The following is an 18671-nucleotide window of genomic DNA, read 5'->3' as shown; positions in this document are numbered from 1 at the left end:
TATTGCAGCGGATGGCGCTTTGGAGGAAGTTACCAAGACAATAACTCCAAAGGACGTCCGCCATGAACAAGACACTTCCCGCCGTAGCGGCAATCGGGCTGCTCGGGTTGGCCGCTTGCAGCACGCCGGGGCCGACTCCAATCATTGCTGAAAGGGCTGCCCCTGAACCTGCCGCCATGCCGGCGGTAGCCCCGGTTCCTCCTGCGCCGCCAGTTGTACCTGCGCCAGTGGCCGACGGCCGCGCCAAGGTTGTTGTCGGTGGTTCCCGCATGGCCTTGCAGGAGCACGCCGCGCCGATGGCTTATGCGCCAGTGCGGCCAGCGCCGCCGCCAGCACCGTACCTTGTGCCTCAGCCGGAAGCGCGCGACAAGTTCCCGGACAAGGAAAGTAATAAGTCCGTGCTGGTTGCCGAGCAGCCGGTATCGACCTTCAGCGTCGACGTGGACACAGCCTCCTATGCCTTCGTACGCCGCATGCTGGCCGATGGCCGCATCCCGCCGCTGCAAGCCGTGCGCGTGGAAGAGATGGTCAACTACTTCCCTTACCAGTACAGCACGCCGGCCAAGGCCAGCGTGCCGTTCGCCGTCACCACCGAAGTGATGCCGAGCCCCTGGCAGCAAGGCAACCAGCTGGTCCATATTGCGCTGAAGGGTTATGACATCAAGACCGCCGAGCGGCCGCGCGCCAATGTGGTGCTGCTGGTCGACGTCTCCGGCTCGATGGGCCCGCGCGATCGCCTGCCCCTGCTGCAGCAAGGCTTCCGCCTGTTCGCGGAGCAGCTGCGCGATGACGATATGGTTTCCATCGTCACCTACGCCAATGGCACCGCCGTCGCGCTGGAGCCGACCAGCGGCAAGGATAAGCAGAAGATCATTGATGTGATCAACAACCTGCATGCCGCCGGCGGCACTGCCGGTGGCGACGGCTTGCAGCGCGCCTACGCACAGGCCGAACGCAACTTCGACCCGAAAGCGGTGAACCGCGTGATCCTGGCGACGGATGGCGACTTTAATATCGGCATCACCGATCCGAAGCAGCTGGAGAAGTTCATCGTCGACAAGCGTAAATCCGGCATCTACCTGTCGGTGTTTGGTGTCGGCCTGGGCAACTTGAACGACGCCCTGATCCAGCGCCTGACCCAGTCCGGCAACGGCAACGCCGCCTATATCGACACCTTGCTGGAGGCGCGTAAGGCGCTGTCCCAGGAGCTGGGTTCGACCATGTTCCCGATCGCTAACGACGTCAAGGTGCAGGTTGAATTCAATCCGGCGCAGGTGGCCGCCTACCGCCTGGTCGGCTACGAAACGCGCATGCTGGCGCGCCAGGACTTCAAGGACGACAAGGTTGATGCCGGCGATATGGGCGCAGGCCACACCGTCACCGCCATCTACGAAATCACGCCGGCCGCCAATGCCGGTAAGCTGGTCGACCCGCTGCGCTATGAGCAGAAGGCGCAGCCCAAGGCAGCGGCTCCGGCCAAGGGCGATGAGCTGTGCTTCGTGAAGGTGCGCTACAAGCTGCCCGGCCAGTCGGCCAGCAAGCAGATCGAGCACCCGGTGCGCGCTGCTGCCGCCCGCAAGTCGCTCGACGCGGCGCCGGATGACCAGCGCTTTGCCGTGGCCGTCGCCGCCTTCGGCCAGCGCCTGCGCGGCGAACAGCAGGTGGCGGACTACAGCTATGCGGATATCGCCCGCCTGGCGGAGGGCGCACGTGGGGCCGATCCGGACGGCTATCGCGCCGAGTTCGTGAAAATGGTGAGGATGGCGGAGTCGCTGGGCCAGGCCGGCCAGGTCAGCCAGCGCTAGGATTGCGCAGGACTTGCTTTAGCACGCGGGCCAGCTCGGGAACGAGCGCCGCGTGCTTTTTATTGACGTAGTGGTAGACCGGGAAGGACGCCAGCGGCGGCTCCAGGACGGTGACGCCTTCCAGCTGCTGGCTGCGCACTACCGCCATGCCGGAAGCGCGGTGCCCCAGCACCAGGTCGGTGCGTCCCATCATCAGTTTTTCAAAAGCCTGCTGCATGGTGGATACCTGCTCCACCTTCATGCCCCTGGTGTTCTCCTGGGCGATCTTGTTGCCGCGTACAAAGCCCATGGTGTACGGCCGCAGGCTGTCCCACCCGTTCACCACGAACGAAGTCCCGCGCGTAAAGATCACCAGCTCAAACGTCAGCAGCGGGACGGGCACAATGACCAGGTTGGGGTAATCGCGGTCCAGCCCAAGCTTGCGGTACAGTTCGCCGTCCATCTTGCCTTCGTTGGCGTACACCAGCGAGCGTTCGCCCGGCAGCTGGTGCACCACCAGCTTGCGGCCAAGCCGGCTATAGGCTTCGCGCAGGATCTGCGCAGCCGTTTCGGCGGCCGGGTCGTCGCCGACCAGGGTCGAGACATTCATGACAGGCAAAGCCTGCGCCAGCACGCGCGCAGGCAGCATCCCAAGCACCGCACTTCCCAGGAAGTCGCGGCGCCGCATGGCCTAGCTCTCCAGCACGCGCAAGGCTTCGCGCGCCATATTGATTGCCAGCTCCTCCTGGGCGATGCCGCCCTTCAGCAGCACATACTGAAGCTGGCGTTCGCGTGAGTCGGAGGCGCTGGCAAAGTCGCGTTCCTCGAAACTGCGGTACAGCGCCAGCTTCTGTTCGTGCAGCGCCAGGTGGCGCCGCATTTCGTCCGCCAGTCCGGCCGGGCCAACGGCCGCCTCGGCGCGGATGCGCACCATCAGGGCATCGCGCTGGGGACGAGGATCTTCGCTCTCGGCGATCCAGCGCCTCAGCTCGGCTGTGCCGGCCGGCAGCACCCTGTAGGCGCGCTTGCGGCCACGGCCCGACTCGGCGGGCAGGGACTCGATCCAGCCGGCTTCCTCCAGCCGCGCCAATTCGCGGTAGATCTGCTGGTGGGTGGCGGCCCAGAAGAAACCGATCGATTTATCGAAGCGCCGGGCCAGCTCCGAGCCGGAACCGGCTCGCTCGGACAGGGAGGTCAGCAGCGCGTGGGGCAAAGACATGGCAGGAAAACATGATGAAGTTGCCACCATCTTGCCCCAGCCCGACGCGAACCAGCAACAATTCTTTATGCAACCAGTTGCATAGACGCCGCGACCGGGCTATATTTGTGCAACTAGTTGCATAATGAGGACACGCCAAATGAACCGCTACCCAAACCTGCTCGCCCCGCTCGACCTGGGCTTCACCACCCTGAAAAACCGCGTGATCATGGGCTCCATGCACGTTGGCCTGGAAGAGGAGGAGAACGGCTTTGAACGCATGGCGGCCTTTTATGCCGAGCGCGCGCGCGGCGAAGTGGGCCTGATCGTCACCGGCGGCATCGCCCCGAACGAGGCGGGCCGTCCATGGAAAGCGGGCGCCAAGCTGACCACCAGCGAGGAAGTGGCGCAGCACCGCATCGTCACCGCCGCCGTGCACGCGGAAGGCGGCAAGATCGCCATGCAGATCCTGCATTTCGGCCGCTACGCTTATCACCCGAAGCTGGTGGGCCCGAGCGCGATCAAGGCGCCGATCAACCAGTTCACCCCGCACGAGCTTTCCACCGAAGAAGTGGCGCAGACCATCGAGGACTACGCCCAATGCGCCGTGCTGGCGCGCGAAGCCGGTTACGACGGCGTGGAAATCATGGGTTCGGAGGGCTACCTGATCAACGAATTCATCGCCGCCCGCACCAACCAGCGTACGGACGAATGGGGCGGCAGCTACGAGAACCGCATGCGCTTCCCGGTTGAAATCGTGCGCCGCGTGCGTGAGCGCGTGGGCCAGGACTTCATCATCATCTACCGCCTGTCCATGCTGGACCTGGTGGAGGGCGGCTCGACCCTGGACGAAGTGGTGCGGCTGGCGCAGGCTATCGAGGCGGCCGGCGCCACCATCCTCAACACCGGCATCGGCTGGCACGAGGCGCGCATCCCGACCATCGCCACCAAGGTGCCGCGCGGCGGCTTCGCCTGGGTGACCAAGAACCTGATGGGCAAGGTCGGCATCCCGCTGGTGGCCACCAACCGCATCAACACGCCGGAAGTGGCCGAGGGCATCCTGGCTGATGGCGCGGCGAATATGGTGTCCATGGCGCGACCATTCCTGGCCGACGCCTTCTTCATGCAAAAAGCGCGCGAAGACCGCGCCGACGAAATCAACACTTGCATCGGCTGCAACCAGGCCTGCCTGGACCACACTTTCTCGGGCAAGATCACCTCCTGCCTGGTCAACCCGCGCGCCTGCCATGAAACCGAGCTGGTGATCGCACCGGCACAGCAGAAGAAGCGCATCGCCGTGGTGGGCGCCGGTCCTGCGGGCCTGAGCTTCGCCACCACCGCCGCCTCGCGCGGCCATGAGGTGACCCTGTACGAATCCGCCAGCGAAATCGGCGGCCAGTTCAACGTCGCCAAGCGCGTACCGGGCAAGGAAGAATTCAATGAAACGCTGCGCTACTTCGGCCGCCAGATCGAACTGACCGGCGTCAAGCTGCAGCTGAACACCCGTGTTGACGCTGCCAGCCTGGCAGCCGGCGGTTTCGACGACGTCGTGCTGGCAACCGGCGTCACCCCGCGCACCCCGCCGATCGAAGGCATCGACCATCCCAAGGCGCTGGGCTACCTGCGGGTACTGCGCGATGGCGCGCCGGTCGGCAAGAGTGTGGCCGTGATCGGTGCCGGCGGCATCGGCTTCGACGTTTCGGAGTTCCTGACACACGAGGGCGAGAGCGCCAGCCTGGCGCCGGAGAAGTTCTACGCCGAATGGGGTATCGATAATGGCTACGCCAACCGTGGCGGCCTGCGCGCGCCACAAGTACATCCTTCGCCGCGCCAGGTGCACCTGCTGCAGCGCAAGACCAGCAAGGTCGGCGATGGCCTGGGCAAGACCACCGGCTGGATCCACCGTACCGGCCTGAAAGCCAAGCGCGTGGCGATGCACGCTGGTGTAAGCTACGACCGCATCGACGACGCCGGCCTGCACGTCACGGTGGAAGGCCAGCAGCACGTGCTGCCCGTGGATAATGTGATTGTCTGCGCTGGCCAGGAGCCGCTGCGCGAACTGCAGCAAGGCCTGCTGGGTGCGGGCTGCAAAGTCCACCTGATCGGCGGCGCCGACGTGGCCGCCGAACTGGATGCGAAACGCGCCATCAACCAAGGCACCCGACTGGCTGCCGCTATTTAAGGAGTAAGCCCATGCAGTTGCAACCTGCCGTCGCGGCATCGCTGGAAAACTGGCACCGCATGGTCGCCAGCGGCGACCTGTCCGCCCTGCCCTCCATCGTGGATGCGGATGCGGTGTTCCGCTCGCCGGTGGCCAACAAGCCGTATGCCAGCGCACAGGCGGTGGTGCTGGTGCTGAATACCGCTTACCAGGTGTTCGAGAACTTCACCTACCACCGCGAGCTGGCCACGGACGACGGCCTGAGCGTGGTGCTGGAGTTCAGCGCGAATGTCGGCGACAAGCAGCTCAAGGGTATCGACTTTATCCGCTTTAACGCGGACGGCAAGATCGTCGACTTTGAAGTGATGGTGCGCCCGCTGAGTGGCCTGCAGGCGCTGGGTGAGGCGATGGGGGCGCGCATCGGCGCCCAGGTCGGGGCGTTCAAGCAGCCGGCTTAGCCTCCAGCATCGCCAGTAATGGCCGCAGCTGCGCATCCAGCGCGGCGGTGGCTTCGGCCCCCAGCGGGGCCATGATATTTTTCTCGTTATCCACATGCGCCAGCAGGGCGCGTTCCAGCAAATCCAGCCCGGCGGGGCTGAGCTGGACCAGCATGCTGCGCGCGTCGTCCGGGTTGGGCAGGCGCTGCACCCAGCCCGAGGCTTCCAGCTTCTGCAGGCGGTGCGTCATCGTGCCGGAAGTGACCATCAGCTGCGAAAACAGGGCGGTCGGCGCCAGCCGGTAGGGGGCGCCGGAGCGGCGCAGCGACGCCAGCACGTCGAATTCCCAGGAACTCAGGCCGAATTTCTCGAACGTCGCGTCGAGCCGGCGCTGCATCAGCGCCGCGCAGCGGTTCAGGCGACCGATCACGCCCATAGGTCCCACATCCAGATCCGGCATCTCGCGTGCCCATTGCTCCAGGAAAAAATCGACTTTATCCACAGCTGCCTCCGAATTAGCTATCGGGACGATTATAACCATTTATCTCGAATTCAAGATAAATATGCTACACTGATGAATATCTCGATTTCAAGATAAATCTGCATCATGAAGAAGTTCCCGCTATTCGATACCGCGCTCACCGCGCTGGCCCCCGCGATCTGGGGTTCGACCTACGTCATCGTGACCGAAGTGCTGCCTGCCGGGCGGCCGTTCACCGCCGCCGCTGTGCGCGCCCTGCCGGCCGGCTTGCTGCTGGTTCTGTTTGCCGGCCGCATGCTGCCGCGCCACCTGTGGCTGAAGGTCGCCGCCTTGGCCGCGCTGAATATCGGCGCCTTCCAGGCCTTGCTGTTCGTGGCAGCGTACCGCTTGCCGGGCGGCCTGGCCGCCGTGCTGGGCGCCATCCAGCCCATCGTGATCATGGGCCTGGCCTGGGGTTGGGAGGGCCGCCGTCCGCAACTGGCGGTGATGCTGGCCGCTGTCGCCGGCGTGGCCGGCATGGCCGCCCTGCTGCTGTCGCCCAATGCGCAATGGGACGTGATCGGCGTTGCCGCCGCCCTGGCCGGCGCGCTCAGCATGGCCACCGGCAACTGGCTGGCGCGCCGCTGGAAGACCGGTTTGCCGGTGATTGAACTGGCCGGCTGGCAGCTGCTACTGGGCGGCGTGATGCTGGCCCCGCTGGCGCTGCTGGCCGACCCGCCGCTGCCAGCCTCGTTCGCCACCAGCGAAATCCTCGGCTACGCCTATCTGTCGCTGGTCGGCGCCCTGCTGGCCTACCTGCTGTGGTTCCGCGGCCTGAGCAAGCTGCCGCCAGTGGCGGTGTCCTCGCTCGGCCTGCTGAGCCCTGCCACCGCCGTGGTGCTGGGCTGGGCCATGCTGGGCCAGAAACTGGGCGGCATGGCCTTGGCTGGCCTGGCGGTGGTGCTGGGCAGCGTGCTGACCATGCAGCTGAAAACCAATAATTAACGGTTGGTGAGTGTGACGCCGGCGGCCACCAGCACGCCGCCGGCCACCATCGACGCCAGCACCTGCTCGCCCAGCATCAGCGCGGCGAGCGACACGCCAAACACCGGCACCAGGTTGTTGAACACCGCCGTGCGGGCCGGGCCCAGCGCCTTCACTCCCTCATACCACCAGACAAACGCCACCACCGTGCCGAATGCGCCCAGGTAGGTGACCGAAGCCCACACCTGCCAGCCCAGCGAGGTCCAGGCCACTTCCGGCAACTCGCGCGAGGCGGCGATCAGCAGGAAGCCCAGGCCCCACAGCGAGGCGTAGGTGGTGGCGGCAACCGGCGTCAGGCCTTTCAGCGCGGCGCGGCCGACCAGGGTGTAGGCCGCCCAGCAGGTGACCGCGCCCAGCATCATCAATTCCCCGATACCGATCGACTGGCTGACGTCGTGCAGCGCGGCCAGCGGCTCGCCGCGCGTGATCAGCACCGCGGCGCCGGTGAAGGCGATGCCGATGCCGGCCCATTTCTGCCATGTCAGGCGTTCGCGCAGCACCACCGCTGCGGCCAGGGCGGTGACGATCGGGTTGATGGCGATGAACAGGGCCGAGCGGCTGGCTTCCATCGTGCCCAGCGCGGAGAAGAAGCAGAAGTTGTACAGGAAAATACCGGTCAGGCCCAGTGCCGCCGTGGCGCCCAGCTGCTGCATGGACAGGCGCGGCAAGCCGCCTTCGCGCTTCCACGCCAGTACCAGCAGCAGCGAGGCCGCAATCGAGAAGCGGATGGCGGCGGCGGTCAGCGGCGGCAATGCATTCGAGACAATATGGCCGGCGATGAAGGTGCCGCCCCAGATCAGGGTGCAGGCGATCAGTTTCAGGTAGATCATGGCAGTGGGCCTTGCGTGTCAGTGAAGGAGCTTATACATTAATGCTAATCCTGACTCATAGAAAAATGAGGAAAAGCTCATGACATTCACCCAGCTGGAGATTTTTGCCCTGGTGGCCGAGCTGCGCGGCTTTACCGCGGCGGCCATGCGGCTGGGTGTCAGCCAGTCCGCCGTCTCGCACGCCATCAAGTCGCTCGAGCAGGAGCTGGGCGTGCAGCTGATCGAGCGCCAGGGCGCCACCGCCGATGTGACGGAGCTCGGCCAGCGCCTGCTGGTGCGGGCCCGCGAGATTCTCGGCCTGGCGGAATCGATGCGGCAGGAAGTGGCGCTGGCCAGCGGCCTGAACAAGGGCCTGCTGCGCATTGGTTCCTTTGGGCCGACCTCCTCGCTCAAGCTGCTGCCGGCCATCCTGGACGTGTTTTGCAAGCGCTATCCCGGCATCGAAGTGCGCATCGATGAAGGTACCGACGACGATACCCTGCAATGGATCCTGGACCGCCGCGTCGATATCGGCTTCGTCCAGCAGCCCGACGACCGATTCGATACCGTGGAGCTGGTGGAAGACCAGATGGTGGCCCTGCTGCCGGCCAGCCATGCGCTGGCGGCCAAGCCAGCCCTCACCGCACAGGACCTGGTCAACGAACCGTTCATCATGCCCGATGCCGGTTGCGCCACCCTGATCGAGCCGCTGTTTGCGGCGCAGGGCCTGTGCCCGCAAGTCCGCTACCGCATGTCGCAGGTGCTGACGGTGCTGGGCATGGTGTCGCGCGGTGTCGGCGTGTCCGGCATGGCGGAACTGGCGCTGCCGGCGGACCTGGCCAGCAGCCATCCCGGCATCGCCGTACGCCCGTTTTCGCCGCCGGTGCGGCGCCGCGTGGGGCTGGCGCTGCGTAACCTGGCGCAGGCATCTCCCGCTGCGAAAGCCTTTGTTGAAGTCGCCCGCAAAGTGAGGTTGTGATGGAGGAGATTTTGTTCGCCGACGGACAGGCATGGTGGAAGTGGCTGCAGAAGCAGCACGCCGAATCGCCCGGCATCTGGATGAAGATTGCCAAGAAGGGCGCGCCGGAAGCATCGGTGCAGTATCCGGAGGCGCTCGACGCGGCGCTGTGTTTCGGCTGGATCGACGGCCAGAAAAAGAGCATCGACGAGCATTTCTGGCTGCAGAAATTTACGCCGCGCGCCAAGCGCAGCATCTGGTCGAAGATCAACCGCGAAAAGGTGCAGGCGCTGGCCGAGAAGGGCTTGATGCAGCCCGCCGGGCAGGCGGAAGTGGAACGCGCAAAACAGGATGGGCGCTGGGAGGCGGCCTACGATTCGTGGAGCGCGGCTGAAGTGCCGGACGACCTGCAGGCGGCGCTGGATGCCAGCCCGAAGGCGCGCGCCCTGTTTGAAAAACTCAGCTCGCGCAACCGCTACGCCATCCTGTTCCGCACGCACCAGGCCAAGCGCGCCGATACGCGGGCCAAGCGGATTGCCGACTTTGTATCGCGGCTGGAACGCGGAGAGACGCCGTATCCGCAACGCTAAACGTCTTCCTGCTCCAGCCAGCGCCGGCCGTGCGCCAACACCTGTTCCAGCTCATAGCGCACCGCCGCCAGCACGGCGGGCAGCTGGTCGGGATTGCCGACGCGGATCGCCGATTCCGCATCCAGCGTCGCTTTCACCAGGCGTTTGGCGCCCAGCACGCCGACCGCGCCGCGCAGGCCGTGCAGGATGCGCGCCGCTTCGCCGGGGCGGCCCGCGCGCAGCGCCGCATCGGCATCGTCCATTGGCTGCGTGCCGCCTTCCAGCGCGCCGCGCACCATCTTGAACATGACTGCGCGGCCCTTCTGGTCTTTGCCCATCACGCGCATCAGGCTATCCATGCTGAACACCTGTTCCGAGGCGTGCTGCTCCGGCGGCGCGGCGTGCGCATCGTTGGCGGCAAGCGGCGTCTGGCCGCCGCGCGCCGGCAGGTTGCGCTCGATGACCGAGATCATTTCCTCGATCACCACCGGCTTGGCGATAAAGTCGGTAATGCCCGCCTCGGTGCAGCGATGGCGCTCGGACGTCAGGACGCCGGCCGTCATGGCGATCACCGGCACATCGAGCTTGAGGTCATCGCGGATGATGCGGGTGGCGCTAAAGCCATCCAGCACCGGCATCTGCATGTCCATCAGCACGATGTGATAGCGGCTGGCGCTGCTGCGCAGGATGTCGACTGCCTGCTGGCCATCCCCCACCACATCCAGCGTGGCGCCGGCCGCCTCCAGGATGCCGCGTGCGACGGCCTGGTTCAGCAGGTTGTCCTCCACCAGCAGGAAATGTACGCCGTGCAGGCGGTTGGCCAGGGTGTTGCCCGCTGCGGCGGGATCTTCACCGCCGCTGGTCGCTGCCAGCGCCTGGTGCATGGCATCGAACAGGCTGGAAGAAGTGACCGGTTTGACCAGCACCACGTCCGCCTCCGGCGTGCCGGCGATTTCGTCGACCTGTGAGCGCGCAAATGCATTGATGGTGACCACGATCGGCTGGTGGTGGCCTTCCGCGGCCTGGCGGATCTGCAGCGCGGCGGCGCGGCCATCCGGGCCGGGCATATGCCAGTCGGCCAGCACCACGTCGTACGGCTGCGGGCCGGCCAGGCGCTCGCGGAAGCGCTGCAGCGCGCTTTCGCCGGAATCGGCTTCGTCGGCCTCCCAGCCCCAGGCCCGCAGCAGCTGCACCATCAGCTTGCGGCTGGTGGCGTTGTCGTCCGCCACCAGCACGTTCAGTGGGCCGAGGGCCGGCTTGCGGCGCGGCTCGCCGCGCTCCGGCAGCACGCCGAACCACAGCTCGAAGGTGAAGGTACTGCCCTCGCCCGGCACGGTTCTCAGCTGCACCTGGCCGCCCATCAGCTCCACCAGGCGGCGCGTGATGGCCAGTCCCAGCCCGGTGCCGCCGAAACGGCGCGTGATGCTCTCGTCGCCCTGGGCGAAGGCATTGAACAGCTGCGTGGTTTGCTGCTCCGTCATGCCGATGCCGGTGTCGCGCACTTCGAAGCACAGCAGCACGCGGTCGGCCACGCGCACCGCCGCCTGCACCGACACCACCACCTCGCCCTGCTCGGTGAACTTGATGGCGTTGCTGGCCAGGTTGGTCAGGATCTGCTGCAGCCGCAGCGCGTCGCCGTGCAGCAGGGTCGGCACGTCCGGCTCGACCACGATGGCCAGCTCCAGCTCCTTGTCGCCGGCGTTCATGGTCATGGTGGTGGCCAGGGTAGCCATCGCTTCGTCCAGGTCGAAGTCGATCGGCGCCAGCTCCATGCGGCGCGCCTCGATCTTGGAGAAGTCCAGTACGTCGTTCAGGATGCCGAGCAGCGACTGGCCGGAAGAGCGGATCATGGTCAGGTATTTGCGCTGCTGCGCGCTGAGCGAGGTATTGCCAAGCAGGTAGGCCATGCCCAGCACCGCGTTCATCGGCGTGCGGATTTCATGGCTCATATTGGCCACAAAGTCGCTCTTGGCGCGGTTGGCCGCCTCGGCCCGGTCGCGTTCCACTTCCAGTTCGGCGGCACGCAGGCCGGCTTCGGCCATCAGGGTTTGCGAATGCGCTTCGGCGGCCAGCCTTTCCTGTATCAGGCTGTTGAAGGCTTCCGTCAGCTCGCCCACTTCATCGTTGCGCGCGACGGGAATCGGCGAGAACTGCCCTGGCGAAGCGCGCAAGTCCTGGATCGCGTTGCGCAGCCTGGCCAGGGGCGCCAGCAGGTACAGGGTAATCCAGCCGATGAACAGCGCCGCGCTGATGGACAGGACGCCGCTCCACGCCAGCAGGTGCAGCTGCACGCCATCGAACGGTTCAAAGGCCTCTTGCACCGGTAGCGCCGTTGCCAGCAGCCAGTCGGTGGATTTCAGGCGTTTGTAGCTGGTCAGGTTGTCGACGCCGGCGGAACTGGTGCTGATGACCGTGCCTTCAAAGCCTTCGCGCAGGGCGCGCGTGGTGGCGGGGTTGGCATTCTGTGCGCGCGGCTGCAGGATGCGGCTGGCCTCGGGGTGGATCACGTAGATCGAAGGCTCGCCCAGCGTGACGGCGAAGAAGTAGCCGGTCTTGCCCACCTTGGCGGTGCGCAGGTGGCCCAGGATATTGTCCTTGTACAGCCGCAGCACGCCGGCCAGTACCGCCACCACCTTGCCCTTGTCGTCCACCACGGGCGCCAGCAGCTGCACGATGGGTTGGCCGCTGACCTTGCTTTTGAGCGGCCCCGCAATCGTGGGCTTGCGGGTTTCGACCACCTTCTTGAAGTAATCGCGGTCGGCGACGGAAACACCGGTCCGCCCCGGCATGACCGGCAAGTCGGCCACTACGATGCCGGCCGCATCCAGCAGGATGACGTCGTCGAACATCGACAGCATGGCGCTTTCTTCATACCAGGCGCGCAGGGCGGCCGGGTCCCCCAGCAGGCGGGGCGGATGCTTGCGGGCGGTCTGGCTGATGATGTCCAGCAGGGCTGTCAGCTTGTCGTCCATCTCCTCCGCGGTGCGGGTGACAATGGCGTTCTGCTGGGCGAACAGCACCCTTGTGAAGTCCTGGCGCAGGCGCTGCGCCTGTATGACGGTAATCACACCGATCATCACGATGCACGTGATGCTGGTGGCTAGAGCGACCTTCACATTGATCCCGAGAGGCTTCATCGGCTTCCTTTGGGCGGTGGGCTGCTGACAAGTGTAATTTATTTTTGTAACCGCGAATCCAAATATGCCGCCGCCGCCTCTTAGCGGGTGAGGAATTTCCCTTTACCTGCTAAAAGGAGTGCAAAATGTTCTATGTTAAAAATGTACCAACATGGGAGCGCGTGCTGCGCGTGGTTGCCGGCCTGGCGGTGGTTTTGTGGGCGGTGCTGGCGGTCGGCGGCTTGTGGGGCAGCGTTCTGGCGCTGTCGGCGGCGGGCATCGTGCTTTCGGGACTGTTTGGCTTCTGCCCGGCTTGCGCCATGGTGGGCCGCAAACTGGATAAAGCGAGGAAATAGGATGGCACTTCAGGAACAGCACCAGCCGGTGCTGCAGGCTGCGCATGGCGGTGATCCGGCGGCGCTGGCGAAGCTGCTGGCGCTGTGCCAGCCGGATATCCGTCGTTACGCGCAGCGCAACTGCCTGATCAGCGATGTGGATGATGCGGTGCAGGAGGTGCTGCTGGTGATGTCGCGGCGGCTATCTTCATTGAAGGTGCTGGCGGCGTTTTCGGGGTGGCTGTTCAAGGTGGTGCAGCGCGAGTGCCGTCGGCTGGGGCGGCGCGCTTTGAACTACGATCCTTACGACGAGGAGCGGGCGGAGCGCTGGCTGGCGTCGCACGATGATGCGAGCTTGCGGACGGAGGTGGTGCAGGCGCTGGAATCGCTGCCGCGCGATTACTTGCAGATTGTGCTGCTGCGCGACTTTGAGGAGTTGAGCATTGCGGAGATTGCGCAGGAACTGGGGTTGAGCACGGCGGCTACCAAGAGCCGCCTGCATCGGGCCAGGGCGCTCGCGCGCGAATACCTGGTTGCTTAGCGCGCCGCGAGCGGCGTCGGGGCGGCGTCAGCGCGGATTGCGATTGCGCGGTCGGCCGGCCATTGCCACGCGCCTTCGAGGCGCCAGCTGCGGTCCTTGCCTTCGACCAGCACCTGCCAGCGCGAGCGTTCCAGCATCGGCAGCGGCACGCTGAAATTGCCGTCCGCGTCAGGACGGGCCAGCAGCACCATATCGCGTGCCGGCTGGGTGGCATGCTGCAGGCGCAAGGACAGCGTTTCCCCGGCAAGCGCCTGTGCGCTGCCGACATGGCCGCGCAGCAGGCCTTCCGCCGCGTCGTAGCGCAGTTCGATGGACAGGCCGAGCGCGCTGGCGGCACGGTCGCGCCGCAAGTCCTGGTTGATGGCCTTGCCCTTCTTGTAGTAATCGCCGACCACCAGCGCATCCTGGCTGGTGAAGGCAACGTAGCTGGTGGCGATACCGGCCACCGCCACCACGGCGGGACCGAGCATCAGCAGCCAGGGCCAGCGGTGGGTGTACCAAGGGGCAGTAGTAACGTTCATATCTGGCTCCTTCAGCGCGGTACGATGAATACCGCTTTTTCCCTGACCCTCAGCGACGGATCGTCCACTGCGGTCAGCTCAATGGCAATCTTGTTCGAGCCCGGCGCGCCTTTGCCGTGATCGGCGCGCAGGCGGATCGGCACGGCGCGGGTTTCGGTCGGTCCCACGTCGACCACGTCCGGCACTGCAACCTGCAGGCTGTCGATCCCGCTGGCGCGGATGCGGTAGCTGTGGCCCTGCTCCGTGGTGTTCATGATCTGCAAGCGGTACACGTTCTCGATCATGCCGTTCTCCACCTCCCGCCCCATCGAGCCGCGGTCGCGGATCACGTCCATCTTGAGCGGCGTGCGCAAGGCCAGCATGGTGAACACGGCGGCGATGAACAGCGTCAGGCCGGCGGTGTAAAGCAGCACGCGTGGACGCATCACACGCTTGCGGATCTCCTTCGCGCCCAGCCCCTGCGACATGGCACGGTCGGTGCTGTAGCGGATCAGGCCGCGCGGTTGCTCGATCTTGTCCATTACGATGTCGCAGGCGTCGATGCAGGCGGCGCAGCCGATGCACTCATACTGCAGCCCCTTGCGGATATCGATCCCCACCGGGCAAACCTGCACGCACAGCGAGCAATCGATGCAGGAACCGCCGGCTTTCGGACCGCGTGGTTCGCCGCGCTTTTCATCGTAAGTGATGATCAGGGAGTCGCGGTCGAACATCGCGCTCTGGAAGCGGGCGTAGGGGCACATATATTTGCACACCTGTTCGCGCATCCAGCCGGCGTTGCCGTACGTGGCAAAGCTGTAGAACAGCACCCAGAAGGTTTCCCAAGGGCCGAAGTTGAAGGTCTGGGCTTCCTGGGCCAGGTTGTGCAGCGGACTGAAATAGCTGACAAAGGTGAAACCGGTCCACAGTGCCAGCAGCAGCCAGGCGGCATGCTTGCCGCCCTTGCGCCAGGCTTTGTCGAACGACAGGGGCGCCTTCTTCAGGCGCATCTGTGCGCTGCGCGACCCTTCGAATTTGCGTTCGATCCACAGGAACATCTCCGTGTAGACCGTCTGCGGGCAGGAATACCCGCACCAGACGCGCCCTGCGACCGCCGTGACCAGGAACAGGCCCCAGGCACAGGCGATCAGCATGGCTGCCAGGTAGATGAAGTCCTGCGGCCACAAGACCAGCCCAAAGATGTAGAACTTGCGCTGCACCAGGTCGAACAGGATGGCCTGGCGGCCATTCCATTGCAGCCATGGGGTGCCGTAGAACACCAGCTGCGTCAGGATCAGGCAAATCCAGCGCAGGCGGGTGTAGTGTCCTTTCACCTCGCGCGGGAAGATATCCTCGCGCTTGGCGTACATCTTGATGACTTGTGGTGCAGGGGCGTTCATGGTGCTTCTACTTCATCGCAGTTTTGACAGGTGGGTTGGACAGGCCCCAAACGTAGGCAGCCAGCACATGCACCTTGCCTTCGCCGAGGAAGTCCTCGAACGCCGGCATGGTGTTGTTGCGGCCCTTGCGGATGGTCTCCATGACGGTTTCGGCGCTGCCGCCGTACAGCCAGGTCTTGTCGGCCAGGTTCGGCGCACCCAGCGCAGGGTTGCCTTTGCCTCCTGCGCCGTGGCAGGCCATGCAGGCGCTGAACTTGGACTTGCCCATCACCGACTTGATCGGGTCGTGGGTGCTGTCCGACAGGCTCAGGACGTACTGCGCGACGTTCTCGACATCCTTCTCCGAGCCCACTGCGGCGCCCATCGGAGGCATCACACCGTGGCGGCCCTTCATGATGGTTTCCTTGATGGTGTTCGGCTCGCCGCCGTACAGCCAGTCCTTGTCAGCCAGGTTGGGGAAGCCCTTGTTGCCGCGTGCATCGGAGCCGTGGCACTGCGCGCAGTAGGTCAGGAACAGGCGCTCGCCGATGGCGTGTGCCTGCGGGTCGGCAGCAACCGCCTGCAGGTCCTGGCTCTTGTACTTGTCGAACAGGGGGCCGTATTCCTTCTCGGCCTTGGCCAGTTCCTCCTTGTGCTCACCGGTCGAAGTCCAGCCCAGCGAACCTTTGTAGCTGCCCAGGCCCGGATACAGCCACAGGTAGCCGATCGAGAAAGCGATGGTCAGGTAGAACAGCCACATCCACCAGCGCGGCATCGGCGTATTCAGTTCGGTCAGGTCCTCGTCCCAGATATGGCCGGTGGTGCCGACTTTGCCGTCCACCGACTTCAGGGCCGCGCCCTTGACCGAGGACTGGGACCACAGCAGCACGCCGCAGCCCACGATACCGATCACGGTCAGGACGACGATGTACAGGTTCCAGAAATCACTGGTGAAATCAGCCATTTTTCTTCTCCTCGTCAGCGAAAGGCAGCTGCGCGGCTTCGTCCCAGTGGCCGCTGGCGGCCCACCAGACGATGCAGAGGAAGGTGACGAAGGAGATTACCGTCATCACATTGCTCGCATTGCTAAAAAAGTTTTCCATGTCAGTTCCTCGTCTTGATCAGGGTGCCCAGGCCTTGCAGGTAAGCCACCAGCGCATCCTCTTCCGTCTTGTTGGCCAGTTCGGCCGGCGCCGCTGCGATCTCTTCTTCCGAGTACGGATCGCCCATGCGCTTCAGCGCGCGCATTTTCGGCACCACATCCTCCGGCTTCAGCTTGGTCTTCGCCAGCCACGGGTAGTTCGGCATATTCGATTCCGGCACCACGTCGCGCGGGTTGTTCAGGTGGGTGCGGTGCCACTCGTCGGAGTAGCGGCCGCCCACGCGCGCCAGGTCGGGACCGGTGCGCTTGGAGCCCCACTGGAACGGGCGGTCATACACAAACTCGCCCGCCACCGAGTAGTGGCCGTAACGCTCGGTCTCGGCGCGGAACGGGCGGATCATTTGCGAGTGGCAGGTGTAGCAGCCTTCGCGTACGTAGATGTCGCGGCCGGTCAGGCGCAGCGCGGAGTAAGGCTTCAGGCCCGCCACCGGTTCCGTGGTCGACTTCTGGAAGAACAGCGGGATGATCTCCACCGCGCCGCCCACCGATACCACCAGCGTGACCAGCACGATCAGCAGCCAGGGATTCTTCTCAATCCATTCATGGGAAAATTTCATATTCAACTCCGTTATGCCGCCAGGCTCAGTTCAGGGATGCGTGCACGTGGGGTTTCGCGGCCCTTCAGGGTCATCCAGGCGTTGTAGGCCATGACGCACATGCCGCCCAGGTACAGCAGGCCGCCGACCACGCGTACCACGTAGTACGGATAGCTGGCTTTCACGCTTTCCACGAAGGTGTAGGTCAGGGTGCCGTCGGCATTCACTGCGCGCCACATCAGGCCCTGCATCACGCCGGCGATCCACAGTGCGGCGATGTACAGCACAACGCCGATGGTGGCGACCCAGAAGTGCACGTCGATCAGTTTGGTCGAGTACATCTTGTCCTGGCCTGCCAGGCGCGGGATCAGGTAGTAGATCGAGCCCATGGTGATGAAACCGACCCAGCCCAATGCGCCGCCGTGCACGTGGGCGATGCCCCAGTCGGTGTAGTGCGACAGTGCGTTGACGGTCTTGATCGACATCATCGGGCCTTCGAAGGTGGCCATGCCGTAGAACGACAGGGAGACGATCATCAGCTTCAGGATCGGGTCGGTGCGCAGCTTGTGCCAGGCGCCGGACAGGGTCATGATGCCGTTGATCATGCCGCCCCAGCTTGGCGCCAGCAGGATCAGGGAGAACACCATGCCCAGCGACTGCGCCCAGTCAGGCAGCGCGGTGTATTGCAGGTGGTGCGGGCCGGCCCACATATAGGTGAAGATCAGCGCCCAGAAGTGCACGATCGACAGCTTGTAGGAGTACACGGGGCGCTCGGCCTGTTTCGGGATGAAGTAGTACACCATGCCCAGATAGCCGGCGGTCAGGATGAAGCCCACCGCGTTATGGCCGTACCACCACTGGATCATCGCGTCCTGCACGCCGGTGTACATGGAGTAGGACTTGAACAGCGAAGCCGGCATCGACATCGAGTTCACCACGTGCAGCAGGGTAACCGCCAGGATATAGCCGCCAAAGAACCAGTTGGCGACGTAGATGTGCTTGACCTTGCGCTTGATGATGGTGCCGAAGAACACCACGGCGTAGGCGATCCACACCACGGCGATCAGGATCGAGATTGGCCATTCCAGTTCCGCGTATTCCTTGCCGCGGGTGAAACCCATTGGCAGGGTGACCACGGCGGCCAGGATCACGGCTTGCCAGCCCCAGAAGGTGAAGGCGGCCAGCTTGTCGGAGAACAAACGTACCTGGCAGGTGCGCTGCACCACGTAGTACGAGGTGGCGAACAGTCCGCTGATGCCGAACGCGAAGATGACTGCATTGGTGTGCAGTGGACGCAGGCGGCCGTAAGTCAGCCAGGGGATGTCGAGGTTGAGGGCGGGCCAGGCCAACTGGGCGGCGATGATGACGCCGACCAGCATGCCCACAACGCCCCACACGATGGTGGCGATCGCGAATTGCTTCACGACCTTGTAGTTGTAGTCCAGTGATTGATCCACTTTGAATTCTCCAGGGAGACACTTTGATGAGGTATTTCAAAGGTTACCGAGGAGCACTTCAAAAAAACATGACGTGGATCAAATCCGGTCGTTGTCCTGTAAAACTCGCATGGCCGGACCGACCATATCGTCGAATTGGCCGTCGTCGGAGGCTTTGAAGAACAGCCACAGTGCGCCGAAGACGAGGGCGACGCTGATGGGGATGAGCAGGTAAAGGGATTCCAT

20 protein-coding genes are annotated in these 18671 nt (G+C 64.6%); 8 read left to right on the top strand and 12 right to left on the bottom strand.

The genetic code is table 11. The features are described 5' to 3' along the window. Nucleotides 1-62: 62 nt before the first annotated feature. A complete protein-coding gene (locus AAHE99_RS06545) occupies nt 63-1805 on the top strand; it encodes a vWA domain-containing protein (protein WP_342115628.1) in 1743 nt (580 codons plus the stop codon). Here the strand turns inward: AAHE99_RS06545 and AAHE99_RS06540 are convergent. Both AAHE99_RS06540 and AAHE99_RS06535 read right to left on the bottom strand, forming a co-directional pair. Next, entirely contained in the window at nt 1792-2472 is a 681-nt protein-coding gene (locus AAHE99_RS06540; RefSeq protein ID WP_342115626.1) for a substrate-binding periplasmic protein, read from the bottom strand. The genes AAHE99_RS06545 and AAHE99_RS06540 overlap by 14 nt on opposite strands. 3 nt (nt 2473-2475) lie before the next feature. Then, a complete protein-coding gene (locus tag AAHE99_RS06535) occupies nt 2476-3003 on the bottom strand; it encodes a PadR family transcriptional regulator (protein WP_342115624.1) in 528 nt (175 codons plus the stop codon). 139 nt (nt 3004-3142) lie between these two features. Between AAHE99_RS06535 and AAHE99_RS06530 the strand changes: the two genes are divergently transcribed. Both AAHE99_RS06530 and AAHE99_RS06525 read left to right on the top strand, forming a co-directional pair. After that, the gene (locus AAHE99_RS06530) at nt 3143-5164 is read left to right on the top strand and encodes an NADPH-dependent 2,4-dienoyl-CoA reductase (protein ID WP_342115622.1); all 2022 of its coding nucleotides are present in this window, start codon (nt 3143-3145) and stop codon (nt 5162-5164) included. Between the two features lie 11 nt (nt 5165-5175). Then, nucleotides 5176-5601 carry a nuclear transport factor 2 family protein gene (locus AAHE99_RS06525; protein WP_342115621.1) on the top strand — a complete coding sequence of 142 codons (426 nt, stop codon included), beginning with the start codon at nt 5176-5178 and terminating at the stop codon, nt 5599-5601. On the opposite strand, the gene AAHE99_RS06520 is transcribed toward AAHE99_RS06525, so the two are convergent. Beyond that, complete coding sequence (locus AAHE99_RS06520) at nt 5585-6121, bottom strand: MarR family winged helix-turn-helix transcriptional regulator (RefSeq protein WP_342115619.1); 537 nt, start codon at nt 6119-6121, stop codon at nt 5585-5587. The two genes, AAHE99_RS06525 and AAHE99_RS06520, sit on opposite strands and share 17 nt — an antisense overlap. A gap of 66 nt (nt 6122-6187) precedes the next feature. Between AAHE99_RS06520 and AAHE99_RS06515 the strand changes: the two genes are divergently transcribed. After that, on the top strand, nt 6188-7045 hold the full coding sequence (locus AAHE99_RS06515; RefSeq protein WP_342115617.1) for an EamA family transporter: 858 nt from the start codon (nt 6188-6190) through the stop codon (nt 7043-7045). Here the strand turns inward: AAHE99_RS06515 and AAHE99_RS06510 are convergent. After that, on the bottom strand, nt 7042-7914 hold the full coding sequence (locus tag AAHE99_RS06510; protein ID WP_342115614.1) for a DMT family transporter: 873 nt from the start codon (nt 7912-7914) through the stop codon (nt 7042-7044). The genes AAHE99_RS06515 and AAHE99_RS06510 overlap by 4 nt on opposite strands. Nucleotides 7915-7993: 79 nt before the next feature. Here AAHE99_RS06510 and AAHE99_RS06505 point away from each other — a divergent pair, with 79 nt between their 5' ends. Both AAHE99_RS06505 and AAHE99_RS06500 read left to right on the top strand, forming a co-directional pair. Continuing rightward, on the top strand, nt 7994-8872 hold the full coding sequence (locus tag AAHE99_RS06505; RefSeq protein WP_342115613.1) for a LysR family transcriptional regulator: 879 nt from the start codon (nt 7994-7996) through the stop codon (nt 8870-8872). Then, nucleotides 8872-9441, top strand: a complete 570-nt coding sequence (locus AAHE99_RS06500; protein ID WP_342115611.1) for a YdeI/OmpD-associated family protein — start codon at nt 8872-8874, stop codon at nt 9439-9441. Before AAHE99_RS06505 ends, AAHE99_RS06500 begins: the two co-directional genes overlap by 1 nt. Here AAHE99_RS06500 and AAHE99_RS06495 read toward each other — a convergent pair. Beyond that, nucleotides 9438-12557, bottom strand: a complete 3120-nt coding sequence (locus AAHE99_RS06495) for a HAMP domain-containing sensor histidine kinase (protein WP_342115609.1) — start codon at nt 12555-12557, stop codon at nt 9438-9440. The genes AAHE99_RS06500 and AAHE99_RS06495 overlap by 4 nt on opposite strands. A 125-nt stretch (nt 12558-12682) precedes the next feature. Between AAHE99_RS06495 and AAHE99_RS06490 the strand changes: the two genes are divergently transcribed. Both AAHE99_RS06490 and AAHE99_RS06485 read left to right on the top strand, forming a co-directional pair. Next, the gene (locus AAHE99_RS06490; RefSeq protein ID WP_342115607.1) at nt 12683-12892 is read left to right on the top strand and encodes a YgaP family membrane protein; all 210 of its coding nucleotides are present in this window, start codon (nt 12683-12685) and stop codon (nt 12890-12892) included. Nucleotide 12893: 1 nt separating this feature from the next. After that, a complete protein-coding gene (locus AAHE99_RS06485; protein ID WP_342115605.1) occupies nt 12894-13412 on the top strand; it encodes an RNA polymerase sigma factor in 519 nt (172 codons plus the stop codon). Here AAHE99_RS06485 and AAHE99_RS06480 read toward each other — a convergent pair. The 7 genes from AAHE99_RS06480 to ccoS form a co-directional block, all read right to left on the bottom strand. Then, a complete protein-coding gene (locus AAHE99_RS06480) occupies nt 13409-13933 on the bottom strand; it encodes a FixH family protein (protein WP_342115603.1) in 525 nt (174 codons plus the stop codon). The genes AAHE99_RS06485 and AAHE99_RS06480 overlap by 4 nt on opposite strands. An 11-nt stretch (nt 13934-13944) precedes the next feature. Further along, nucleotides 13945-15312 carry a cytochrome c oxidase accessory protein CcoG gene (ccoG, locus tag AAHE99_RS06475; RefSeq protein WP_342115601.1) on the bottom strand — a complete coding sequence of 456 codons (1368 nt, stop codon included), beginning with the start codon at nt 15310-15312 and terminating at the stop codon, nt 13945-13947. A gap of 7 nt (nt 15313-15319) precedes the next feature. Beyond that, complete coding sequence (gene ccoP, locus AAHE99_RS06470; RefSeq protein ID WP_342115599.1) at nt 15320-16255, bottom strand: cytochrome-c oxidase, cbb3-type subunit III; 936 nt, start codon at nt 16253-16255, stop codon at nt 15320-15322. Further along, complete coding sequence (locus AAHE99_RS06465; protein WP_342115597.1) at nt 16248-16394, bottom strand: cbb3-type cytochrome oxidase subunit 3; 147 nt, start codon at nt 16392-16394, stop codon at nt 16248-16250. The genes ccoP and AAHE99_RS06465 overlap by 8 nt, the downstream gene beginning before the upstream one ends. Before the next feature lies 1 nt (nt 16395). Continuing rightward, nucleotides 16396-17010 carry a cytochrome-c oxidase, cbb3-type subunit II gene (ccoO, locus tag AAHE99_RS06460; RefSeq protein ID WP_342115595.1) on the bottom strand — a complete coding sequence of 205 codons (615 nt, stop codon included), beginning with the start codon at nt 17008-17010 and terminating at the stop codon, nt 16396-16398. Between the two features lie 11 nt (nt 17011-17021). Continuing rightward, entirely contained in the window at nt 17022-18446 is a 1425-nt protein-coding gene (gene ccoN / locus AAHE99_RS06455; protein ID WP_342115593.1) for a cytochrome-c oxidase, cbb3-type subunit I, read from the bottom strand. A 78-nt stretch (nt 18447-18524) separates the two neighbouring features. Beyond that, complete coding sequence (gene ccoS / locus AAHE99_RS06450) at nt 18525-18671, bottom strand: cbb3-type cytochrome oxidase assembly protein CcoS (protein WP_342115591.1); 147 nt, start codon at nt 18669-18671, stop codon at nt 18525-18527.

The organism is Pseudoduganella sp. OTU4001, from assembly GCF_038440195.1.
Classification (GTDB): Bacteria; Pseudomonadota; Gammaproteobacteria; order Burkholderiales; family Burkholderiaceae_D; genus Rugamonas.
The sequence above is the reverse complement of the archived record's forward strand: the minus strand, read 5'-3'. Positions and strand labels throughout refer to the sequence as shown.